Source organism: Nocardia sp. NPDC004068, from assembly GCF_042874315.1.
Classification (GTDB): domain Bacteria; phylum Actinomycetota; class Actinomycetes; order Mycobacteriales; family Mycobacteriaceae; genus Nocardia.
This window is the reverse complement of sequence record NZ_JBIAMW010000013.1, coordinates 85,309-101,464: the sequence shown is the minus strand read 5'-3', so window position 1 is coordinate 101,464 and position 16,156 is coordinate 85,309. Positions and strand designations below refer to the sequence as shown.

At 70.6% G+C, this 16,156-nt stretch carries 18 protein-coding genes; 6 read left to right on the top strand and 12 right to left on the bottom strand.

Annotated elements, in window-relative coordinates:
* Nucleotide 1: 1 nt before the first annotated feature.
* On the bottom strand, nucleotides 2-418 hold the full coding sequence (locus ACFYTQ_RS28840) for a cold-shock protein (RefSeq protein WP_387368044.1): 417 nt from the start codon (nucleotides 416-418) through the stop codon (nucleotides 2-4).
* 178 nt (nucleotides 419-596) lie between these two features.
* Here ACFYTQ_RS28840 and ACFYTQ_RS28835 point away from each other — a divergent pair, with 178 nt between their 5' ends.
* Both ACFYTQ_RS28835 and ACFYTQ_RS28830 read left to right on the top strand, forming a co-directional pair.
* Entirely contained in the window at nucleotides 597-830 is a 234-nt protein-coding gene (locus ACFYTQ_RS28835) for a hypothetical protein (RefSeq protein WP_387367793.1), read from the top strand.
* Nucleotides 831-1,109: 279 nt separating this feature from the next.
* Nucleotides 1,110-1,736: a transglycosylase family protein gene (locus ACFYTQ_RS28830; RefSeq protein ID WP_387367790.1), complete on the top strand. Its 627-nt coding sequence runs from the start codon at nucleotides 1,110-1,112 to the stop codon at nucleotides 1,734-1,736.
* 80 nt (nucleotides 1,737-1,816) lie between these two features.
* Here ACFYTQ_RS28830 and ACFYTQ_RS28825 read toward each other — a convergent pair whose 3' ends face one another.
* Complete coding sequence (locus ACFYTQ_RS28825) at nucleotides 1,817-2,005, bottom strand: hypothetical protein (protein ID WP_387367787.1); 189 nt, start codon at nucleotides 2,003-2,005, stop codon at nucleotides 1,817-1,819.
* A gap of 89 nt (nucleotides 2,006-2,094) precedes the next feature.
* Here ACFYTQ_RS28825 and ACFYTQ_RS28820 point away from each other — a divergent pair, with 89 nt between their 5' ends.
* Nucleotides 2,095-4,407, top strand: a complete 2,313-nt coding sequence (locus ACFYTQ_RS28820) for a helicase-associated domain-containing protein (RefSeq protein WP_387367784.1) — start codon at nucleotides 2,095-2,097, stop codon at nucleotides 4,405-4,407.
* A 21-nt stretch (nucleotides 4,408-4,428) separates the two neighbouring features.
* Here the strand turns inward: ACFYTQ_RS28820 and ACFYTQ_RS28815 are convergent, their stop codons facing one another.
* On the bottom strand, nucleotides 4,429-4,941 hold the full coding sequence (locus ACFYTQ_RS28815; RefSeq protein ID WP_387367781.1) for a hypothetical protein: 513 nt from the start codon (nucleotides 4,939-4,941) through the stop codon (nucleotides 4,429-4,431).
* Nucleotides 4,942-5,103: 162 nt separating this feature from the next.
* On the opposite strand from ACFYTQ_RS28815, the gene ACFYTQ_RS28810 reads away from it, so the two are divergent.
* Nucleotides 5,104-5,991 (top strand): hypothetical protein, encoded by an 888-nt coding sequence (locus tag ACFYTQ_RS28810; RefSeq protein ID WP_387367778.1) that lies wholly within the window; start codon nucleotides 5,104-5,106, stop codon nucleotides 5,989-5,991.
* Nucleotide 5,992: 1 nt separating this feature from the next.
* Here ACFYTQ_RS28810 and ACFYTQ_RS28805 read toward each other — a convergent pair whose 3' ends face one another.
* From ACFYTQ_RS28805 to ACFYTQ_RS28790, 4 genes are all read right to left on the bottom strand, one after another.
* Nucleotides 5,993-7,423: a M1 family metallopeptidase gene (locus ACFYTQ_RS28805; RefSeq protein ID WP_387367775.1), complete on the bottom strand. Its 1,431-nt coding sequence runs from the start codon at nucleotides 7,421-7,423 to the stop codon at nucleotides 5,993-5,995.
* 84 nt (nucleotides 7,424-7,507) lie between these two features.
* Nucleotides 7,508-8,146 carry a LysE family translocator gene (locus ACFYTQ_RS28800; RefSeq protein WP_387367772.1) on the bottom strand — a complete coding sequence of 213 codons (639 nt, stop codon included), beginning with the start codon at nucleotides 8,144-8,146 and terminating at the stop codon, nucleotides 7,508-7,510.
* Between the two features lie 31 nt (nucleotides 8,147-8,177).
* The gene (locus ACFYTQ_RS28795) at nucleotides 8,178-8,843 is read right to left on the bottom strand and encodes a DUF3239 domain-containing protein (RefSeq protein WP_387367769.1); all 666 of its coding nucleotides are present in this window, start codon (nucleotides 8,841-8,843) and stop codon (nucleotides 8,178-8,180) included.
* A gap of 40 nt (nucleotides 8,844-8,883) precedes the next feature.
* Nucleotides 8,884-10,542, bottom strand: coding sequence for a DNA repair helicase XPB (locus ACFYTQ_RS28790; RefSeq protein WP_387367766.1), 1,659 nt, complete (start codon nucleotides 10,540-10,542; stop codon nucleotides 8,884-8,886).
* Between the two features lie 102 nt (nucleotides 10,543-10,644).
* On the opposite strand from ACFYTQ_RS28790, the gene ACFYTQ_RS28785 reads away from it, so the two are divergent.
* A complete protein-coding gene (locus ACFYTQ_RS28785; RefSeq protein ID WP_387367763.1) occupies nucleotides 10,645-11,559 on the top strand; it encodes a sigma factor-like helix-turn-helix DNA-binding protein in 915 nt (304 codons plus the stop codon).
* 4 nt (nucleotides 11,560-11,563) lie between these two features.
* Here the strand turns inward: ACFYTQ_RS28785 and ACFYTQ_RS28780 are convergent, their stop codons facing one another.
* The gene (locus ACFYTQ_RS28780; protein WP_387367760.1) at nucleotides 11,564-11,752 is read right to left on the bottom strand and encodes a hypothetical protein; all 189 of its coding nucleotides are present in this window, start codon (nucleotides 11,750-11,752) and stop codon (nucleotides 11,564-11,566) included.
* 180 nt (nucleotides 11,753-11,932) lie between these two features.
* On the opposite strand from ACFYTQ_RS28780, the gene ACFYTQ_RS28775 reads away from it, so the two are divergent.
* Nucleotides 11,933-13,096, top strand: a complete 1,164-nt coding sequence (locus ACFYTQ_RS28775) for a pyridoxal phosphate-dependent aminotransferase (RefSeq protein ID WP_387367757.1) — start codon at nucleotides 11,933-11,935, stop codon at nucleotides 13,094-13,096.
* On the opposite strand, the gene ACFYTQ_RS28770 is transcribed toward ACFYTQ_RS28775, so the two are convergent.
* The 4 genes from ACFYTQ_RS28770 to ACFYTQ_RS28755 all read right to left on the bottom strand — a co-directional run bounded on the left by ACFYTQ_RS28770 (nucleotide 13,090) and on the right by ACFYTQ_RS28755 (nucleotide 16,148).
* Complete coding sequence (locus ACFYTQ_RS28770) at nucleotides 13,090-14,181, bottom strand: 3-deoxy-7-phosphoheptulonate synthase (RefSeq protein WP_387367754.1); 1,092 nt, start codon at nucleotides 14,179-14,181, stop codon at nucleotides 13,090-13,092. The two genes, ACFYTQ_RS28775 and ACFYTQ_RS28770, sit on opposite strands and share 7 nt — an antisense overlap.
* A 222-nt stretch (nucleotides 14,182-14,403) precedes the next feature.
* The gene (locus tag ACFYTQ_RS28765; RefSeq protein WP_387367752.1) at nucleotides 14,404-14,877 is read right to left on the bottom strand and encodes a carboxymuconolactone decarboxylase family protein; all 474 of its coding nucleotides are present in this window, start codon (nucleotides 14,875-14,877) and stop codon (nucleotides 14,404-14,406) included.
* Nucleotides 14,878-14,976: 99 nt separating this feature from the next.
* On the bottom strand, nucleotides 14,977-15,267 hold the full coding sequence (locus tag ACFYTQ_RS28760) for a hypothetical protein (RefSeq protein WP_387367749.1): 291 nt from the start codon (nucleotides 15,265-15,267) through the stop codon (nucleotides 14,977-14,979).
* A complete protein-coding gene (locus tag ACFYTQ_RS28755; protein ID WP_387367746.1) occupies nucleotides 15,264-16,148 on the bottom strand; it encodes an oxidoreductase in 885 nt (294 codons plus the stop codon). The genes ACFYTQ_RS28760 and ACFYTQ_RS28755 overlap by 4 nt, the downstream gene beginning before the upstream one ends.
* Between the last annotated feature and the right edge of the window lie 8 nt (nucleotides 16,149-16,156).

Sequence of the window (16,156 nt, the reverse complement as noted above, 5' to 3'; positions counted from 1 at the left end):
TTCAGTGGTCCAATTCCCGGGCCACGCCGCGCACGACCTCCGCGATGCGCTGGGCCGTCTTGCGGTCGGGGTACTTGCCCTTGCGGAGGTCGGGTTGGACCGTGGCCTCCAGCAGGTTGATCATGTCCTCGATCAGGCCGTGCAGGTCGTCGGGGGACTTGCGGGGCTGGGCGGCGGGAGTTTCCTTGCGGCCCTGGCCACCTCGCACCGAGGGCGGCGGCTCGAGCAGCTTCAGGCTCAGCGCCTGGGGTCCGCGGCGGCCCGCGGCCATCCCGAATTCCACTCGTTGCCCGGGCTTCAGCGCCTCGACACCCTTGGGCAACGCGGACGACCGAACATAGACGTCCTCGCCCTCATCCTGGGAAAGGAAGCCGAAGCCCTTCTCGACGTCGTACCACTTCACCTTGCCGGTCGGCACTGCGCTCACCCGTTCGTCATCGATGCCCGGAACCGCCCGGACACAACCATGGGCCCCGGGTGTGCCCCGGAACCTTTCTGCTCGCGAAAAGAACGCGCCCCACAGGTATGCAGGACGCGATGTCTTCGAGTCTACCCCGGTGCCGATGCACCGAGCACATCAGTTTTACGGTGCACCCGTGCCCGATTCCGCGCCGAACCCCGCGCCCCGACGTCCCCGCCAGCCGCTGCTGCTCGCCGCGCTCGGCCTGTTCGCGATCGGCCTGCTGGCGATCGTGGCCATCTTCGTCGTCCCGCTCGTGAGCGACGCCGAACCCGCGCTGTGGCTGTATCTCCTCGCGATGGCCGCCACCCCGCTGGGGCTGTTGCTGGCGATCGCGTTCGCGCTGTGGTCCGGCCGCCGGGCGCGTTGACAACACCGTTCGCCCGGTTCGTTATCCCGGCGCCTCTGTGATTCTCGTCACATCACGGTAAGATCACAGGGTGATCACGGCGGCCGCCGCTCGCGGACGAACCCCTATTACCTGCGCAGACGGGGTTGCGGAAGATGTTGCGCCAGACCGTGACCCACGGGCACGCGCCGGTTACCAAATAGTGATTTTTCCCGGCGATCGTCGTACCGTTCTATCCAGCCGGGAGCAGTCCCGGGACCGAGCTCACTCGCAGGTGCGTATGAGAGGGAGACACCCGATATGAGTGGACGCCATCGCAAGCCGACCAACACCGGCCGCACGGTAGCCAAGGTCGCCGTCTCCACCGCGATCATGGGCGGTGCCGGTGTGGCTCTCGCCGGACACGCGGCCGCCGCTCCCGACTCCGACTGGGACAAGCTCGCGCAGTGCGAGTCCGGCGGCAACTGGGGCATCAACACGGGCAACGGATTCCAGGGCGGACTGCAGTTCTCGCAGAGCACCTGGGCCGCGCACGGCGGCACCGAGTACGCCGCCTCCGCCAACCAGGCCACCCGCGAGCAGCAGATCACCGTGGCCGAGCGCGTGCTCGCCAGCCAGGGCTGGGGCGCGTGGCCGTCCTGCTCCTCGCACCTGGGCCTGCACAGCGGACCGACCGAGCGCACCGCTCCCGCCGCCACCACCCCGCACTGGACCCCGCAGACCGACGCCGCGCCGCAGGCGCCCGCCGACGGCACGCAGGAGGTCTTCCAGGCCGTCGACCAGGCCGTCGCCGCCGCGCAGTCCCAGGGCTTCGCCGTGCCGCAGCAGGCGCTCGACGCCTACAACGCGTTCAAGTCCAGTGGCGCCAAGCTGGATCCGGCGGTCGTCAACTTCTTCGAGGCGAACAAGGGCGCGCTGCCCAACTGAGTCCGCGCCCCCGCGCTCTGCACGACATCGAAGAAGGCCCCCGCTCCTCTCGGAGACGGGGGCCTTCTTCGTCTTTCGTGTCAGCGATTGATGACCGTGTGCGGGTGCACGTAGGGCACCTCTTCCGCCGGCACCGGGAACTCGGTGTCCTCGCCGTACGGCGACAGCCCACCGGAACGGGCGGACGAGAGCTCGGTCACGGCGTGGTCGCCGTTGTCCAGCTTCGGCCAGCCGTTGTCGACGTAGGGTTTCTTCGATTTGTTCACCACGCTGTCATTCTGGCACGGCGGCAACCCGGTAGCGCGACAGGTTCGACACACCTCGGCGGGCCGCGAAACCCGGCCGTACGCTGGACGGGATGACCACGACCGACTCCCGGCCCGGCTCGGCCGAAACCACGCTGGCCGACTGGCTGACCACCCGCACCGACGAGGAGCTGGTGACGCTGCTGGAACTGCGCCCGGATCTGGCCGTCCCGCTGCCGGGTTCGATGGCGGTGCTCGCGGCCCGGGCCGAACAGCGGGCGTCGGTCCTGCGCGCCACCGACGAGCTGGACACCCTCGATTTCGCGGTCGTGGAGACCCTGGCCGTGCACGGCGCGAGTTTCCCCGGCCGCACGGCGACCCCCCTACCGCGCCGACGGCTGCGCGAACTGCTCGGCGATCGGGTGCCGGGCGCCGAGATCGACGCGGCGGTGGACCGCCTCGCCGCGCGGGCGCTCGTGTGGGGCGAGGAGGAGTTGTTCCTCGCCGGGGCGGCCAAGGACGCGCTGCCGTGGCCGCTGGGCAGCACCACGGACATTCCGGACGCCTTGACGGAACCGGAGATTCGCGCGGCCCTGGCCGAGATCGGTTCGGCGGAACGGGCATTGCTGGACAAGCTGGCGACCACCGGCCCGCGCGGGCGCACCCGCGACGCCGCCCCCGGCACGCCCGCCGATCGTCCGATCCAGCGCCTGCTGGCCGCGCGCCTGCTGGAGTGGATCGACGAGGAGACCGTCGAACTCCCGCCCTCGGTCGGCCAGGTGCTGCGCCGCGAACCGGTGACCGATCCGCACGCGCTGACCCGGCCGAACCCGCGCCCGGCCGAACATCCCGTCGCCGATGTGAACGCCGCCGCCGCGGGCGAGGTCGGCGAGCTGCTGCGGCACTGCGGCGACATCCTCGCGGTGCTGGGCGACGCGCCCGCCCCCGCGCTGCGCTCCGGCGGACTCGGCGTGCGCGAACTGCGCCGGGTCGCCAAGCAGACCGGCATCGAGGAGTCCCGCGTCGGATTGCTCGCCGAGGTGCTGGCCGCGGCGCGCCTGGTGGACAAGGGAATTCCCGAACCCCCGCCGGACGCGGACGCCGTCGACGACTTCTGGGCGCCCACCGGTTCGGCCGACGGCTGGCTCGAGGGCCCGCCCGCTCGGCGCTGGGTGGTGCTCGCGCACGCCTGGCTGGAACTGGACCGCTTCCCATGGATGATCGGCCTGCGCGACGCCAACGACAAACCGCTGGCCGCGCTGTCGCTGGAGCTGCGCAATATGCACGCGGTGCGCGACCGCCGCGCGATCCTGGACCTGCTCGCCGCGTACCCGCCCGGCTCCGCGGTGTCCGCGGCCGATATCGCGACCGTGCTGGCCTGGCGACAACCGCGCTGGCGCAGGCACTTCCGGGTCGAGGCGATCGAGCAGACCCTCGCCGAGGCCGCCGCGCTCGGCGTCGTCGGCCGGGGCGCGCTCACCTCCGCGGGCCGGGCGCTGCTGCACGAGGCGCTCGGCGACGCCGAGGCCGAGATGGAGTCCGCGCTGCCGGAACCGGTGGATCACGTTCTGGTGCAGGCGGATATGACCGTGATCGCCCCGGGGCCGCTGGTGCCGGAGCTACAGCAGCGGGTCGCGCTGGTCGCCGACGTCGAATCCGCCGGGGCCGCAACGGTGTACCGGATCTCGGAGACCTCGGTGCGGCGGGCGCTGGACGCCGGGCTCACGGCCGCGGAGCTGCATCAGCTGTTCACCGCGCACTCGCGGACCCCGGTGCCGCAGTCGCTGACCTATCTCATCGATGACGTGGCGCGGCGGCACGGGCGGTTGCGCGCGGGGCTGGCGCAGTCGTTCGTGCGCAGCGAGGATCCGGCGCTGCTGGCCGAGGTGCTGGCCGCGCCGGTGGCGGATCGGCTGGCGCTGCGCGCGGTCGCGCCGACGGTGGCCATCTCCCAGGCCCCGCTCGGCGATGTGCTCGAGGCGTTGCGCGGCGCGGGTTTCGCCCCGGCGGGTGAGGACTCCGCCGGTGTCATCGTGGATCTGCGCCCGCGCGGCGCGCGAATCCCGTTGCGCCCCAACCCCCGTCAGTCGTGGCGGCCGACCCCGCCCAGCGCCGAGCAGCTGCGGTTGCTGGTGTCGGAGCTGCGCGCCGGGGAGAAGGCGGCCAAGGCCCGGCCCGGGCAGTCGGTCCGCTCCGACGGCACCCGCACCGGCACCGCGGCCACCCTCGCGCTGCTGCAACTCGCGGCCCGGACCCGGCGGCCGGTGCACATCGGCTACGTGGACGCCCAGGGCGTGGCGACCCAGCGCATCGTCGAGCCCCTTCAGGTGGCCGGGGGCCAGTTGGACGCCCTCGACCCGGTGACGGGCGCGGTCCGGCATTTCACGCTGCACCGCATCGCGTCGGTCGCGCTCGTCGAGCAGTGACACACGAGTCGCGCGGCCCCCTCAGGCGCGGGGGTTGACGAAACAGAATGTGGTCGCCGGTTCGGCGAGGGTCAGATAGGTCGCGGCCGGGTCGCAGAGCGCGCGGTCGGCGCGGCCGTCGAAGCGGGCGACCACGCGGACGGTCGCCTCGGGGGCCGTGCAGTCGGCGAGGGTGAAGCCGGTGGCCGAATCGCGGTGATAACAGCTGTCCGCCTTGAGATTCGGGGCCAGGCAGAGGAAGGCCGTGGTCTGCCCGGCGGCGGTCTCCTCGTAGGAGGAGTACTCGGGACCGCAGTCGCGCTTGCGATCCGACGCCGACACGACCGTGTAGACCACGCGGCCCGAGGCACAGTCGACCGGCGTGGTGCGGGCCTGGTTCACCGCCCCCTCGGTGACCTCCAGACAGTCCCCGACCGCGGCCCCGGCGGCGGCCGAACGGCCGGTGACCGCGCAGCCGCCGACCGCCGCGGCGATCAGCGCCAGCGCCAGCGGCGCCGGCCGGACCCGCGCGATCAGAGCCCGCGCAGCGACCACAGCGCCCAGAGCGAGTGGTTGATGATGCTGGGCACGAGGGTGTTGAGCAACTGGAAGCCGAGGGTGTTCACAAAGAAGCCTTTCGCAAAATGCTGGACGAATGCCCAGGCGTACATCGTGATCTGTGTCGATATCGTCGGGGAGATCGTTACGCTCTGCAACATGAGGCTCGAGGACGTCATCCGGGAGCTCTACGGGATCGATCCCGGCGAATTCGTGCGGGCACGAGATGCCCAGGTCAAGGCCGCCCGCGCGGCCGGTGACAGGAAACTGGCGACCGCGATCGGAAAACTGCGCAAGCCCACGGTCGCGGCGTGGGCGGTCAACCTGCTGGCCCGCGAGGCCACCGACGAGGTGGGCGCGCTGCTGAATCTCGGTGCGGCCCTGCAAGATGCCCAGCGCCGGTTGTCGGGCGACGAGCTGCGCACCCTCACCACCCAGCGCCAGCAGGTGGTGAACGCCTTGTCGCACAAGGCCGGTCGACTCGCCGAGGAACACGGCCATTCACTCGGCGAATCCGTGCTGCGCGAGGTCGGCCAGACCCTGCACGCGGCCCTGGCGGATTCCGCTGTGGCCGAACAGGTTCGCGACGGCACCCTCACCACGTCCGCCAACTACGAGGGCTTCGGCCCGGCCGGACCCGCCCTGGCCTCGGCCCCCGAACCCGCCGCCGGGGCGAAGTCCGAACGACCCACCGGCCACGCCGCCGCTGCCCGGCGCGCGCCCGGCGACGCGAAAACGAAACCGCCCGCCGACCCCGACGCGGCGGCCCGGCAGGAACTCGACGACGCGCTCGCGGCGCTCGAATCCGCCCGTGAGGCAATCGATTCCGCCCGCTCCGAGCTGACCGAGCGCGAATCCGAACTGGCCGAACTGGATTCGCGCATCGGCGGCCTGCGCGCCGAACTCGACCGCGCCGAGGAACGACGCCGCTTCGCCGCGGCGGCCCAGCGGTCGGCCCAGGAGGCCGTGCACAAGGCCGAACGGCAACTCGACCGGGTCGAACGCTGGGCCGACAAGGCCCGGTCCCGGCTGCCGGACCGGACGTGAGTCAGGCGCGCAACGAGCCGGGGTACAGGTACTCCGGCGCGGGCACCGTATCGTGGTCGAGCCAGGCGCCGAAGAACCCGGTCAGATCCCGGCCCGCGCGCGCCTGCACGAACTGCCGGAACTCCGGCATCGACACGTTGCCGTAGGCGTGCGCCTGCGCGAAGTCCCGGACGGCCGGGAAGAACACCGCGTCGCCGACGGTGCGCCGCAGCGCGTGCAGGAACAGCGGGCCGCGGTAGTACACGGAGGTGAATTCCCTTCCCGCGCCGGGGTTCTGCAACGGGATCTCCCAGAACTTCGGATTGTCGAGGTTCTCCGCGACCGTCTTGCGGTACCGCGCGTCGACGTCGTCGCCCTCCTTGCGTTCGGGCCACAGGTAGTCCGCGGTGTAGCTGGCGAAGCATTCGTTCAGGCACACGTCGGACCACCGCTTCACCGACACCGAATCGCCCCACCACTGGTGGGTGTTCTCGTGCACGACCGTGTTCAGATCCGTCCAGGGCGCGTAGATCGGCCGGGTCTGGGTCTCCAGCGAGAAGTTCAGGTCGGTGTCGACGTAGATGCCGCCGCCGCTCTCGAACGGGTAACGGCCGTACAGGGATTCGAGGAAGTCCAGCACCTCGGGCAGGCGCTGTTCCAGTTCCCGGGCGCGTCCGGCCTTCGGCGCGAAGGCGCTGATCAACGGGGTGCCGTCGGCGCGACGCTGGTCGAGGAAGTCGAAGTGGTCGATCGCCACGGTGGTCAGGTAGCCGGCCGTGGGATGCCGGGACGCCCATTCCACCGTGCGGTTCGGGCCGTCCACCGTGTCGCGCACGCGCAGGCCGTTCGACACCGCCTGCCATTCGCTCGGGATCGTCACGCGCAGATCGAAGGTGGCCTTGTCGGTGACGGTGTCGTTGAGCGGGTACCAGGTGGCGGCCGAATGCGGTTCCCCGGCGGCGAACGCCCCGCCGCTGGGGGAGAACGTCCAGCCGCCCTCGTCGTGTTGGGTTGCGGCCCCGGCGTATTCGACCGTCACGGTGAACGGCAGCGCGGGCAGGACCGGCAAGGCCGGGGTCACGGTCAGTTCGTGCTCGCCGTGGCGGTCGAATTCGGCGGGCTGCCCGTTCACCGTCACGCGGCGCACGTCCGGCCCGTCGAAGTCGAGGTTGAACGCGCGCATGATCTGGGTGCCGACGGCGTCGAGCCGCGCGGTGCCGCCGAGCCGATGGCTGGGCGGGTCGTAGGAGATGGCGACGTCGTAGTGCTGGACCCGGTAGCCGCCGTTGCCGTCCTCCGGGTAGTACGGCTCCCCCGCCCCCGGCGCGCCGGCGAACGGATCGGCGTGCGCCTGCGTGGTGGTCGGGGGGACCCCGGCCATCGCGACGACCAGCGGGGGCGTGAGCGCCAGGACGGCCGTGACCGACCATCGAATTCGGTTGCGCCTACCCATGCGACGAAGCCACCCCTTTCAGCACGCGGACACGGAAGCCACGATGCTATCCCGGGCCGCCGCCCGGACCGGGGCACCCCGCCGTCAGTCCCCGGTGCCGGACACCGCCACGCTCGCGCCCAGGCCGATGATCATCAGCCCACCCGCGCCGCCGACCGCCTCCAGCCGCCGCGGCGAGCGCGCGAACCAGTCGCGGGCGCTGCCCGCCGCCAGACCCCACGCGCTGTCGGACACCAGCGCGATGGCCAGGAAGACCAGCCCGAGGATCAACAGTTGCAGCGGCACCGCGCCGCGATCGCGATCGACGAACTGCGGCAACACGGCCGAGAAGAAGATGATCCCCTTGGGGTTGGTCAGCCCGACGATGACGCCCTGCCGGAAGATCCGCCGCACGGGAGTCGCCTCGGCACGGGTGGCCAGCGCGTCGCGCAGCGACCGCCGCTCACGGATCGCCTGGATCCCGAGGTGGATCAGGTACAGCGCGCCGACGAACTTGATGATCGTGAGCGCGAGCGCGGAGGCCGCGAGGATCATGCCGAGTCCGGCGGCGACCAGGATCAGCGTGATCAGGATGCCCAGGGCGTGACCGAGCACCGAGACCAGCGCGGCGCGCCGCCCCTGGCTCAGCGCGCGGCCGATGGTGAACAGCACGCCCGGGCCGGGGATCACGATGAGGATGGCGGCGGCGATCGCGAACGCGATCAGATGGTCGGCGGATACCATTGTTCGATTCTACGAACCGGCGCAAGGGGTTTCAGCCGCGCAATTCCTCGGGCAGCTGGTGCGGATCGAGCAGCAGCCGCTTGGTGTCCACGCCCTGCACCTTCGAGGCCAGGGACAGGTTGTCGGCCAACAGTTTCCACTCGGCCTCGCCGATGGCGGCGCGGGCGCGCTCGATCACCGCGCCGTCGCGGGTCCCCCAGGCGATCGGCATCGCGCTGACGACCTGGCGCAGATCGGCGACCGAGCGGGGCACCCGATCGGCGCGCACGGTCACCGCGGGCACCTGCTCGCCGGGTTCGACGCGGTGTCCGGGCAGCGCGCGCACCACGCGGGTGATCAGCGCGTACCGCGGATCCGCCTCGGGCTTGGCCAGATTCACCAGCGCCAGCAGCGTGACGCCCTTGGCGTGCGGGCCCGACACCACCGCGGGCACGAGATCGCCCTCGGCGTAGAGCTTGTCGACCCGGGACCGGTAGGGCGTCCAGACCGCGACGAACACCGCGATCAGCGTGCCCAGCGCGAAGGCGATCGCGAGCAGGAAGGAATAGGGATGGTTCAACCAGATCAGCCCGGCCGTGCCCAGGCCGAGCACGATGGCCGCCGCGAGGGCGAGCAGGCGCAGCCGGCGCAGATTGGCGACGACTTCGTTCACCGCCCTGGCATGCTCGCGATCCACCGCGAATTCGAAGCGTCGCACGTCCTCATTCCTAACACGTTTGCGGAGGTAATTCCTCCATCTAGCCGATCGCGGGTCCCAGCAGGTCGTCCGCGTCGGTGATGCGGTAGGCATACCCCTGCTCGGCCAGGAAACGCTGCCGGTGCGCCGCGTACTCGGCGTCGAGCGTGTCCCGGGCGACGACCGAGTAGAAATGCGCCTGTCCGCCGTCGTGTTTGGGCCGCAGCAGCCGTCCCAGCCGTTGCGCCTCCTCCTGGCGCGAACCGAACGTACCCGAAACCTGGACGGCGACCGAGGCTTCCGGCAGATCGATCGAGAAATTGGCGACCTTGCTCACCACCAGGACCGGGATCTCGCCCTGCCGGAACGACTCGAACAGCGCCTCGCGCTCCTTGGTGCGGGTGGAGCCCTGGATGACGGGGGCGTTCAGGTGCTCGCCGAGTTCGTCGAGCTGGTCCAGGTAGGCGCCGATGACCAGGCACTGGGAATCCTTGTGGCGCTTCAGGATCGACTCGACCACGGGGAGTTTGGTGCGTGCGGTGGAGCAGAGCTTGTAGCGCTCGTCGGGTTCGGCGGTGGCGTAGCTCATGCGTTCGGCGTCGGTGAGGGTGACGCGCACCTCGACGCAGTCGGCCGGGGCGATCCAGCCCTGCGCCTCGATGTCCTTCCACGGGGCGTCGTAGCGCTTGGGGCCGATGAGGGAGAACACGTCGCCCTCGCGGCCGTCCTCGCGGACCAGGGTGGCGGTGAGGCCGAGGCGGCGGCGGGACTGGAGGTCGGCGGTCATGCGGAAGACGGGAGCGGGCAGCAGGTGCACCTCGTCGTAGATGACCAGGCCCCAGTCGCGGCTGTCGAACAGTTCCAGATGCTTGTACTCGCCCTTGGTCTTGCGGGTGATCACCTGGTAGGTGGCGATGGTGACCGGGCGGACCTCCTTGCGCTCGCCGGAGTACTCGCCGATCTCGTCCTCGGTGAGCGAGGTCCGCGCCAGCAGCTCGCGCCGCCACTGCCGCCCCGCGACGGTGTTGGTGACCAGGATGAGCGTGGTCGCCTGCGCCTTGGCCATGGCCGCCGCGCCGACCATCGTCTTGCCCGCGCCGCAGGGCAGCACCACCACGCCGGAACCGCCCGCCCAGAACGAGTCGGCCGCCATCTCCTGATAGTCGCGCAGATGCCAGGCGTGGGTGCCGAAGTCGAGCGCGATGGGATGCGCCTCGCCGTCGACGTACCCCGCGAGATCCTCGGCGGGCCACCCGATCTTCAGCAGCATCTGCTTGATCCGCCCGCGCTCGGACGGATGCACGGCCACCGTGTCCTCGTCGATCCGCGCCCCCAACATGGGCTGAATCTTCTTGTGCCGCAACACCTCCTCCAGCACGGCCCGATCCAGACTCACCAACACCAGCCCGTGCGCCGGATGCTTCACCAACTGCAACCGCCCGTACCGAGCCATCGTGTCCACGATGTCCACCAGCAACGGCTGCGGCACCGCGTACCGCGAATACGCCACCAGCGCGTCCACCACCTGCTCGGCGTCGTGCCCCGCCGCCCGCGCGTTCCACAACGCCAACGGCGTCACCCGATACGTGTGCACATGCTCCGGCGCCCGCTCCAGCTCCGCGAACGGCGCGATCGCCTGCCGAGCCGCATCCGCCCGCTCATGCTCGACCTCGAGCAACAACGTCTTGTCGCTCTGCACGATCAACGGACCATCCGTCATGAGCACCTCCTCGAGTCCGCCCCCTATTGTCCCCGATGGGTCCGACAGCCCGGCCGTGAGCTGCGGTGAGGCGCGTCCGCGGGCCCCCGTAGAATCGTCGCAATGGTCTCCGCGTTGCTCGTCGGTCTGTTCGAAGCCCAGCGCGGGCGGTTGTTCGGGGAGGGGTATCGGCTGACCGGGAGTTTGCGGGAGGCCGAGGAGGTGCTCGAGGAGGCTTGGTTGCGGTTGGTCTCGACGCCGCAGTACGAGATCGAGGATTTGCGGGGGTGGTTGGTGGGGGTTGTGGGGAAAATCTGTCTGATGCGGTTGGGGGTGCGAGCGGGTGGGAGGATGCCGGAGTTCGTGGTGACGGCGCCGGTGCTGTCGGGGGCGGTGGATGAGCTCGAAAGGCTCGCGCGCAGAGCGGAATTCGGGATCGAGGCGTTGGCGGCGCTGGAGGTGCTCACGGCGGGGCAGCGGGTGGCGTTGGTCCTGCGGGACGAATTCGGGGTGCCGGTCGAGGAGGTCGCCGATATTCTCGAGGTCTCCGTCGAGGAGGCGCGGGAGACGGCCGACGCGGCGCGGAAGGCGTTGCCGCCCATGCCCGTAGTGGTGAGCGAGGGCGAGCACGACGCGGCCGTGCGGCGACTGCTGGCCGCGCTGGCGGCCGCCGATCCGGACGCCCTGGCCGACGCGTTGCACGCGGAGGCGACCGTCGTGGCCGAACCGGGCGGCGACAATCCGCTGAATTCCGTTGCGGGAGCGCGCAATATCGCCGATCGCGCCGTGGAACTCCTGCGCCGCTACCGCCTCGACATCTCCGAACGCGGAAATGTCGAATTCGACCCGGTTCGCGTCAACGGCCGCCTCGGGCTGTTGCTGCACGAACGCGCGCCGCGCGACGGCGTTCCCGGCTGGCTGCCGCGCGTGCTCGCCTTCACCGTGGACGAGGGTCGGGTCCGGACCGTGCGGGAACTGTCGGATCCGGCGAAACTCCGTCGCGGACTTCGGGTTCCGCTCCGCCCGGCCCAGACCTGACCGGTCAGGGCGTCGTCGAACCGGTGAAGAAGTCGCCCGTCGACGAACCCGTCCCCCAGTTCCCGGTGGAGGAGCCCAGCCCCCAATCCGGCGTGGCGGAACCCCAGCCCCAGCCGCTGCTGACGATGTCACGCAGGAAGTCGTGCACGAGACCGAGCATCGGATGCAGGAGAAGGTCGATGTAGGAGGCCATTCCTCGCCCCTTTCGAACACCACCGCGAGGGGTGTGTGAGTTGAAACACCGGCAGGCTAGCCGCCACCGGGAAACCACACAACCGCCCAGTTCAGGGCGCCGAACATAAAGTGAAACATAGACTTTCGCTATCGCGTCGCAACCGCAGTGAACCGGAGGTTACCGGTTACGTTTGACACCATGCAGCCCAACGCCACCGTCGCCCGTCTCCGCCCGTTCGCCTCGACGATCTTCGCCGAGATGACCGAACTGGCCGTGCGCCACGGCGCGGTCAATCTGGGCCAGGGCTTCCCGGACACCGACGGCCCGGCCGAGATGCTGGCGGTGGCGCGGCGGGCCATCGCGGACGGCTTCAACCAGTACCCGCCCGGCCGCGGCGTGCCGGGCCTGCGCGCCGCGATCGCGGCCGACCGCGCCCGGCGCTCGGGGCTGAACTACGACCCGGACCGCGAGGTGCTGGTCACCGTGGGCGCGACCGAGGCCCTCGCCGCGAGCATCCTCGGACTCGTCGAGCCCGGCGCGGAGGTCGTGTTGGTCGAGCCGTACTACGACTCCTACGACGCGGCGGTGGCGCTGGCGGGAGCCGTGCGGCGCACCGCGCGGCTGGTGCCCGACGGCGACGGCTTCGCCCTGGATCTGGACAGCCTGCGCGCGGTCGTCGGGCCGAAAACCCGGATGATCCTGCTGAATTCGCCGCACAACCCGACCGGCACGGTGCTCGGGCGCGGCGATCTGACCGCCATCGCGGAGGTGGCGATCGAACACGATCTGATCGTCGTCGCCGACGAGGTGTACGAGCACCTCACCTTCGGTCCCGAGCACATCAGCATCGCCACGCTGCCCGGCATGTTCGAGCGCACGGTGGTGATCTCCAGCGCCGCCAAGACATTCAGCGTCACCGGCTGGAAGATCGGCTGGGCGTGCGCCCCGGCCCCACTGCTCGACGCGATCCTCACCGCCAAACAGTTCCTCACCTTCGTCGGCGGCGGCCCGTTCCAGCCCGCGGTGGCCTACGCCCTCGAGCACGAGCAGCACTGGGTGAGCGAGCTGCGGGACAGCCTGTCCGACAAGCGGATCCGGCTGTCCGAGGCGCTCACCGACGCGGGCTTCGACGTGAAACGCAGCGACGGAACGTATTACGTCACCGCCGACATCTCCGCGCTCACCGACGCCGACGATCTGACCTTCTGCCGCGAACTACCGGCACGTCTCGGCGTGGTGGCCGTGCCGATCAGCGTGTTCGCCGACGACAAGGCCGGCTGGAATCGCTTGGTGCGCTTCGCGTTCTGCAAACGGGACGAGACCCTCGACGAGGCCGTCCGCCGCCTGCACGCCGCTCACTGACGACGCCGGGCCACCGCGTCGGCGAGCCGGTCCAGCTGGGCGGCCGTGGTGTCCCAGTCCAGGCAGGCGTCGGTGATGGACTGCCCGTAGGTCAAATCGGCGGCGCGGCCGAGGGTGAGGTCCTGGCGTCCGGCGACGAGGAAGCTCTCCATCATCACCCCGACCACGCCGGGTTCGCCCGCGGCCAGCCGTTCGGCGATATCGGTGACGACGTCGACCTGCCGGTTGTGGTCCTTGTTGCTGTTGCCGTGGCTGGCGTCGACCACCACGCGCTGCGGCAGCGCCGCCTTCTCCAGCCGGATGCGGGTCTCGGCGACGGAGTGGGCGTCGTAGTTGGTGCCGGTGCTGCCGCCGCGCAGGATGACGTGGCAGTCCGGATTGCCCGCGGTGCGGATCAGCGCCGCGCGGCCGTCGAGATCGGTACCGGGGAAGACGTGGCTGGCCGCGGCCGCGCGCACGCCGTCGACGGCCACCTGCACATCGCCGTCGGTGCCGTTCTTGATGCCGACGGGCATCGACAGCGCGCTCGACAGCTGCCGGTGCACCTGGCTGGCCGCGGTCCGGGCGCCGATCGCGCCGTACGAGACCAGGTCCGAGATGTATTGCGGCGTAATGGGATCCAGGAACTCGCAGGCGACGGGCAGGCCGAGCGCGGTGATCTCGACCAGCAGTCGGCGGCCCAGCCGCAGCCCGGTGTTCACGTCGAAGGAGCCGTCCAGGTGCGGATCGTTGATCAGCCCCTTCCAGCCCAGGGTGGTGCGCGGCTTCTCGAAGTAGACCCGCATCACCACGTGCAGCCGATCCGACACCTCGGCGGCCTTGGCGGCGAGGCGGCGGGCGTAGTCGATCGCGGCGTCGGGGTCGTGCACCGAGCACGGCCCGACGATCACCATCAGCCGATCGTCGGTGCCGTCGAGCACGTCGACGGTGGCCTTGCGGCCCGCGCGCACCGTGTCGGCGAGCGCGTCATCGATCGGATGGGCGCGGCGGACGTCGGCGGGCGAGAGCAGCGGGGAGATGCTCAGCGTGCGCTGATCGTCGAGATCCGCGGGTTGGACCGCGCTGTCGGCTGCGGCGGTTGTCATCGTGGGTGTCCTTTTCCCAGTCCGACCCACGGAACCGAATTCCCGTCGAGCCGGTCTGTGTCGTCCGGCTCGGGGTGGAAGAAGTCAGCGCGATTCGCCGACCGGCCCACCCGGGGCCGGCTCGGTAAACCAGAAATACGCGCGCTGCACGACAGGGACTGTACCAGGCGGTCGAGCGAGGGCGGCCGGGCGAGCCGCCCCCGGGTGACCATTCCCACAGCTCTACCCGAACATGCCGGGCTGGTAGGAACCCGCGGGGATGCGGGCGATGACGTTCAAACGGTTGTAGGCGTTGATGATCGCGACCAGGGAGATCAGCGCGCCGATCTGCTCGTCGTCGTAGTGCTTGCGCACCTGCTCCCAGGTCTCGTCGCTGACGCCGTGGTGGGCGTCGGCGAGGCGGGTGCCCTCCTCGGCGAGGGCCAGCGCGGCGCGTTCGGCCTCGGTGAAGACCGTGGCCTCGCGCCAGGCGGCGATCAGGTTGAGCCGCACCGGCGTTTCGCCCGCGGCCGTCGCGTCCTTGGTGTGCATATCGGTGCAGAACCCACACCCGTTGATCTGGCTGGCGCGAATCTTCACCAGCTCCTGCGTCGCCTTGGGCAGCGAGCTCTGATCGATGACCTGACCCGCGTTGCCGATCCGCTTGACGAACTTGCCCGCGACCTCGTTGGCGAACATGTCGAACCGTGCTTCCATGACCGGACTCCTCACTCGAACGCGCCGCGTACGCGGCTGCCTACACCGAGAAGACGCCGCACCCCACGGCGGTGTGACAGCGAGTGACCGTGAGCCGGATCACACGAGCGGAACCGGGCGCAGCCGCCCGCTGTACCGCCCGGCCCGGTCGAGCGCGTCGTCGGCGGCGTCGAGTTCGAGCGCGGCCTCGTCGAAGATCTCCAGCGTCCCGGCGATGCAGTAACCGGGCGTGGTCAGCGCGCCGACGCCGGGAGTGTCCAGCAGCACGCCCGATTCCGGCAGGGCCCGGTAGTCGTCGGCGAGTTCGCGCAGCGCGGCCCGCAGCTCGGCGAGCCGATCGCGCAATTCGCCTCGGCGACGGTCCAATTCGAGCGGATCCGGGGCCGTCATCGGCGGTCGAAGTGGTAGGTGACCTTGGTCAGTTGTTCGCACTGGTCCCAGAGGCGGCGGGCGGTGACCTCGTCGCGGGAGGCGGCGGAGGAGCCGCAGCGGACCGGGTGGCCGCGCAGGCCGCGCCAGCCGGTGGGGCCGTAGTAGCCGCCGGGGTCGACGTCGGGGACGGTGGCGGCGTAAAGGGTTCCGAGGGCGCCCATTTCGGGGGTCTGGCCGAGGATGCGGTTGCCCAGGGCCATGATCGTGTCGAGGAACGACTCGGTGTGCGACTGCAATTCGGTCGCGGCGTAGCCGGGGTGGGAGGCCACCGAGAGCTTGGGCGAGCCCGCCGCGGTCAACCGGCGCTGCAATTCGTAGGCGCAGATCAGATTGGCGAGTTTGGCCTGGGCGTAGGCGGCCCAGCGGTTGTAGCGGCGATGCTCCCAGTTCAGATCGGACAGGTCGAGCTTGCCGTAGTGGTGCGCCCCGCTGGCGACCGTGACGACCCGCTCGCGAACCTTGTCCAGCAGCAGGCCCGTCAGCGCGAAGTGGCCGAGATGGTTTGTGCCGAACTGCATTTCGAAGCCGTCGGCGGTGCGGCGCAGCGGCACCGCCATCACCCCGGCATTGTTGATCAGCACGTCGACCGGTTCGACGGATTCGGCGAACTCCCGCACCGAACCCAGATCGGCGAGGTCCAGCCGCCGCACCACCGCGCCCGCGCCGAGGGTGTCGGCGACCGCGCGGGCCTTCACCTCGTCGCGGCACGCCATGATCACCCGGCCGCCCGCGGCGACCAGTGCCCGCGTGGTGGCCGCCCCGAGACCGCTGTTGGCGCCGGTGACGATGAACGTGCGCCCGCTCTGATCGGGGATATCGGATGTGTCCCAACCGCTCACGTCCCCGA

Bases quoted from the DNA above. Each gene is read 5' to 3' on its own strand.
- ACFYTQ_RS28790 (WP_387367766.1), bottom strand. From the start codon at position 10,542: ATGACGGATGGTCCGTTGATCGTGCAGAGCGACAAGACGTTGTTGCTC.
- ACFYTQ_RS28830 (WP_387367790.1), top strand. From the start codon at position 1,110: ATGAGTGGACGCCATCGCAAGCCGACCAACACCGGCCGCACGGTAGCC.
- ACFYTQ_RS28760 (WP_387367749.1), bottom strand. From the start codon at position 15,267: ATGACGGCCCCGGATCCGCTCGAATTGGACCGTCGCCGAGGCGAATTG.
- ACFYTQ_RS28765 (WP_387367752.1), bottom strand. From the start codon at position 14,877: ATGGAAGCACGGTTCGACATGTTCGCCAACGAGGTCGCGGGCAAGTTC.
- ACFYTQ_RS28810 (WP_387367778.1), top strand. From the start codon at position 5,104: ATGAGGCTCGAGGACGTCATCCGGGAGCTCTACGGGATCGATCCCGGC.
- ACFYTQ_RS28770 (WP_387367754.1), bottom strand. From the start codon at position 14,181: ATGACAACCGCCGCAGCCGACAGCGCGGTCCAACCCGCGGATCTCGAC.
- ACFYTQ_RS28800 (WP_387367772.1), bottom strand. From the start codon at position 8,146: ATGGTATCCGCCGACCATCTGATCGCGTTCGCGATCGCCGCCGCCATC.
- ACFYTQ_RS28820 (WP_387367784.1), top strand. From the start codon at position 2,095: ATGACCACGACCGACTCCCGGCCCGGCTCGGCCGAAACCACGCTGGCC.
- ACFYTQ_RS28785 (WP_387367763.1), top strand. From the start codon at position 10,645: ATGGTCTCCGCGTTGCTCGTCGGTCTGTTCGAAGCCCAGCGCGGGCGG.
- ACFYTQ_RS28775 (WP_387367757.1), top strand. From the start codon at position 11,933: ATGCAGCCCAACGCCACCGTCGCCCGTCTCCGCCCGTTCGCCTCGACG.
- ACFYTQ_RS28805 (WP_387367775.1), bottom strand. From the start codon at position 7,423: ATGGGTAGGCGCAACCGAATTCGATGGTCGGTCACGGCCGTCCTGGCG.
- ACFYTQ_RS28780 (WP_387367760.1), bottom strand. From the start codon at position 11,752: ATGGCCTCCTACATCGACCTTCTCCTGCATCCGATGCTCGGTCTCGTG.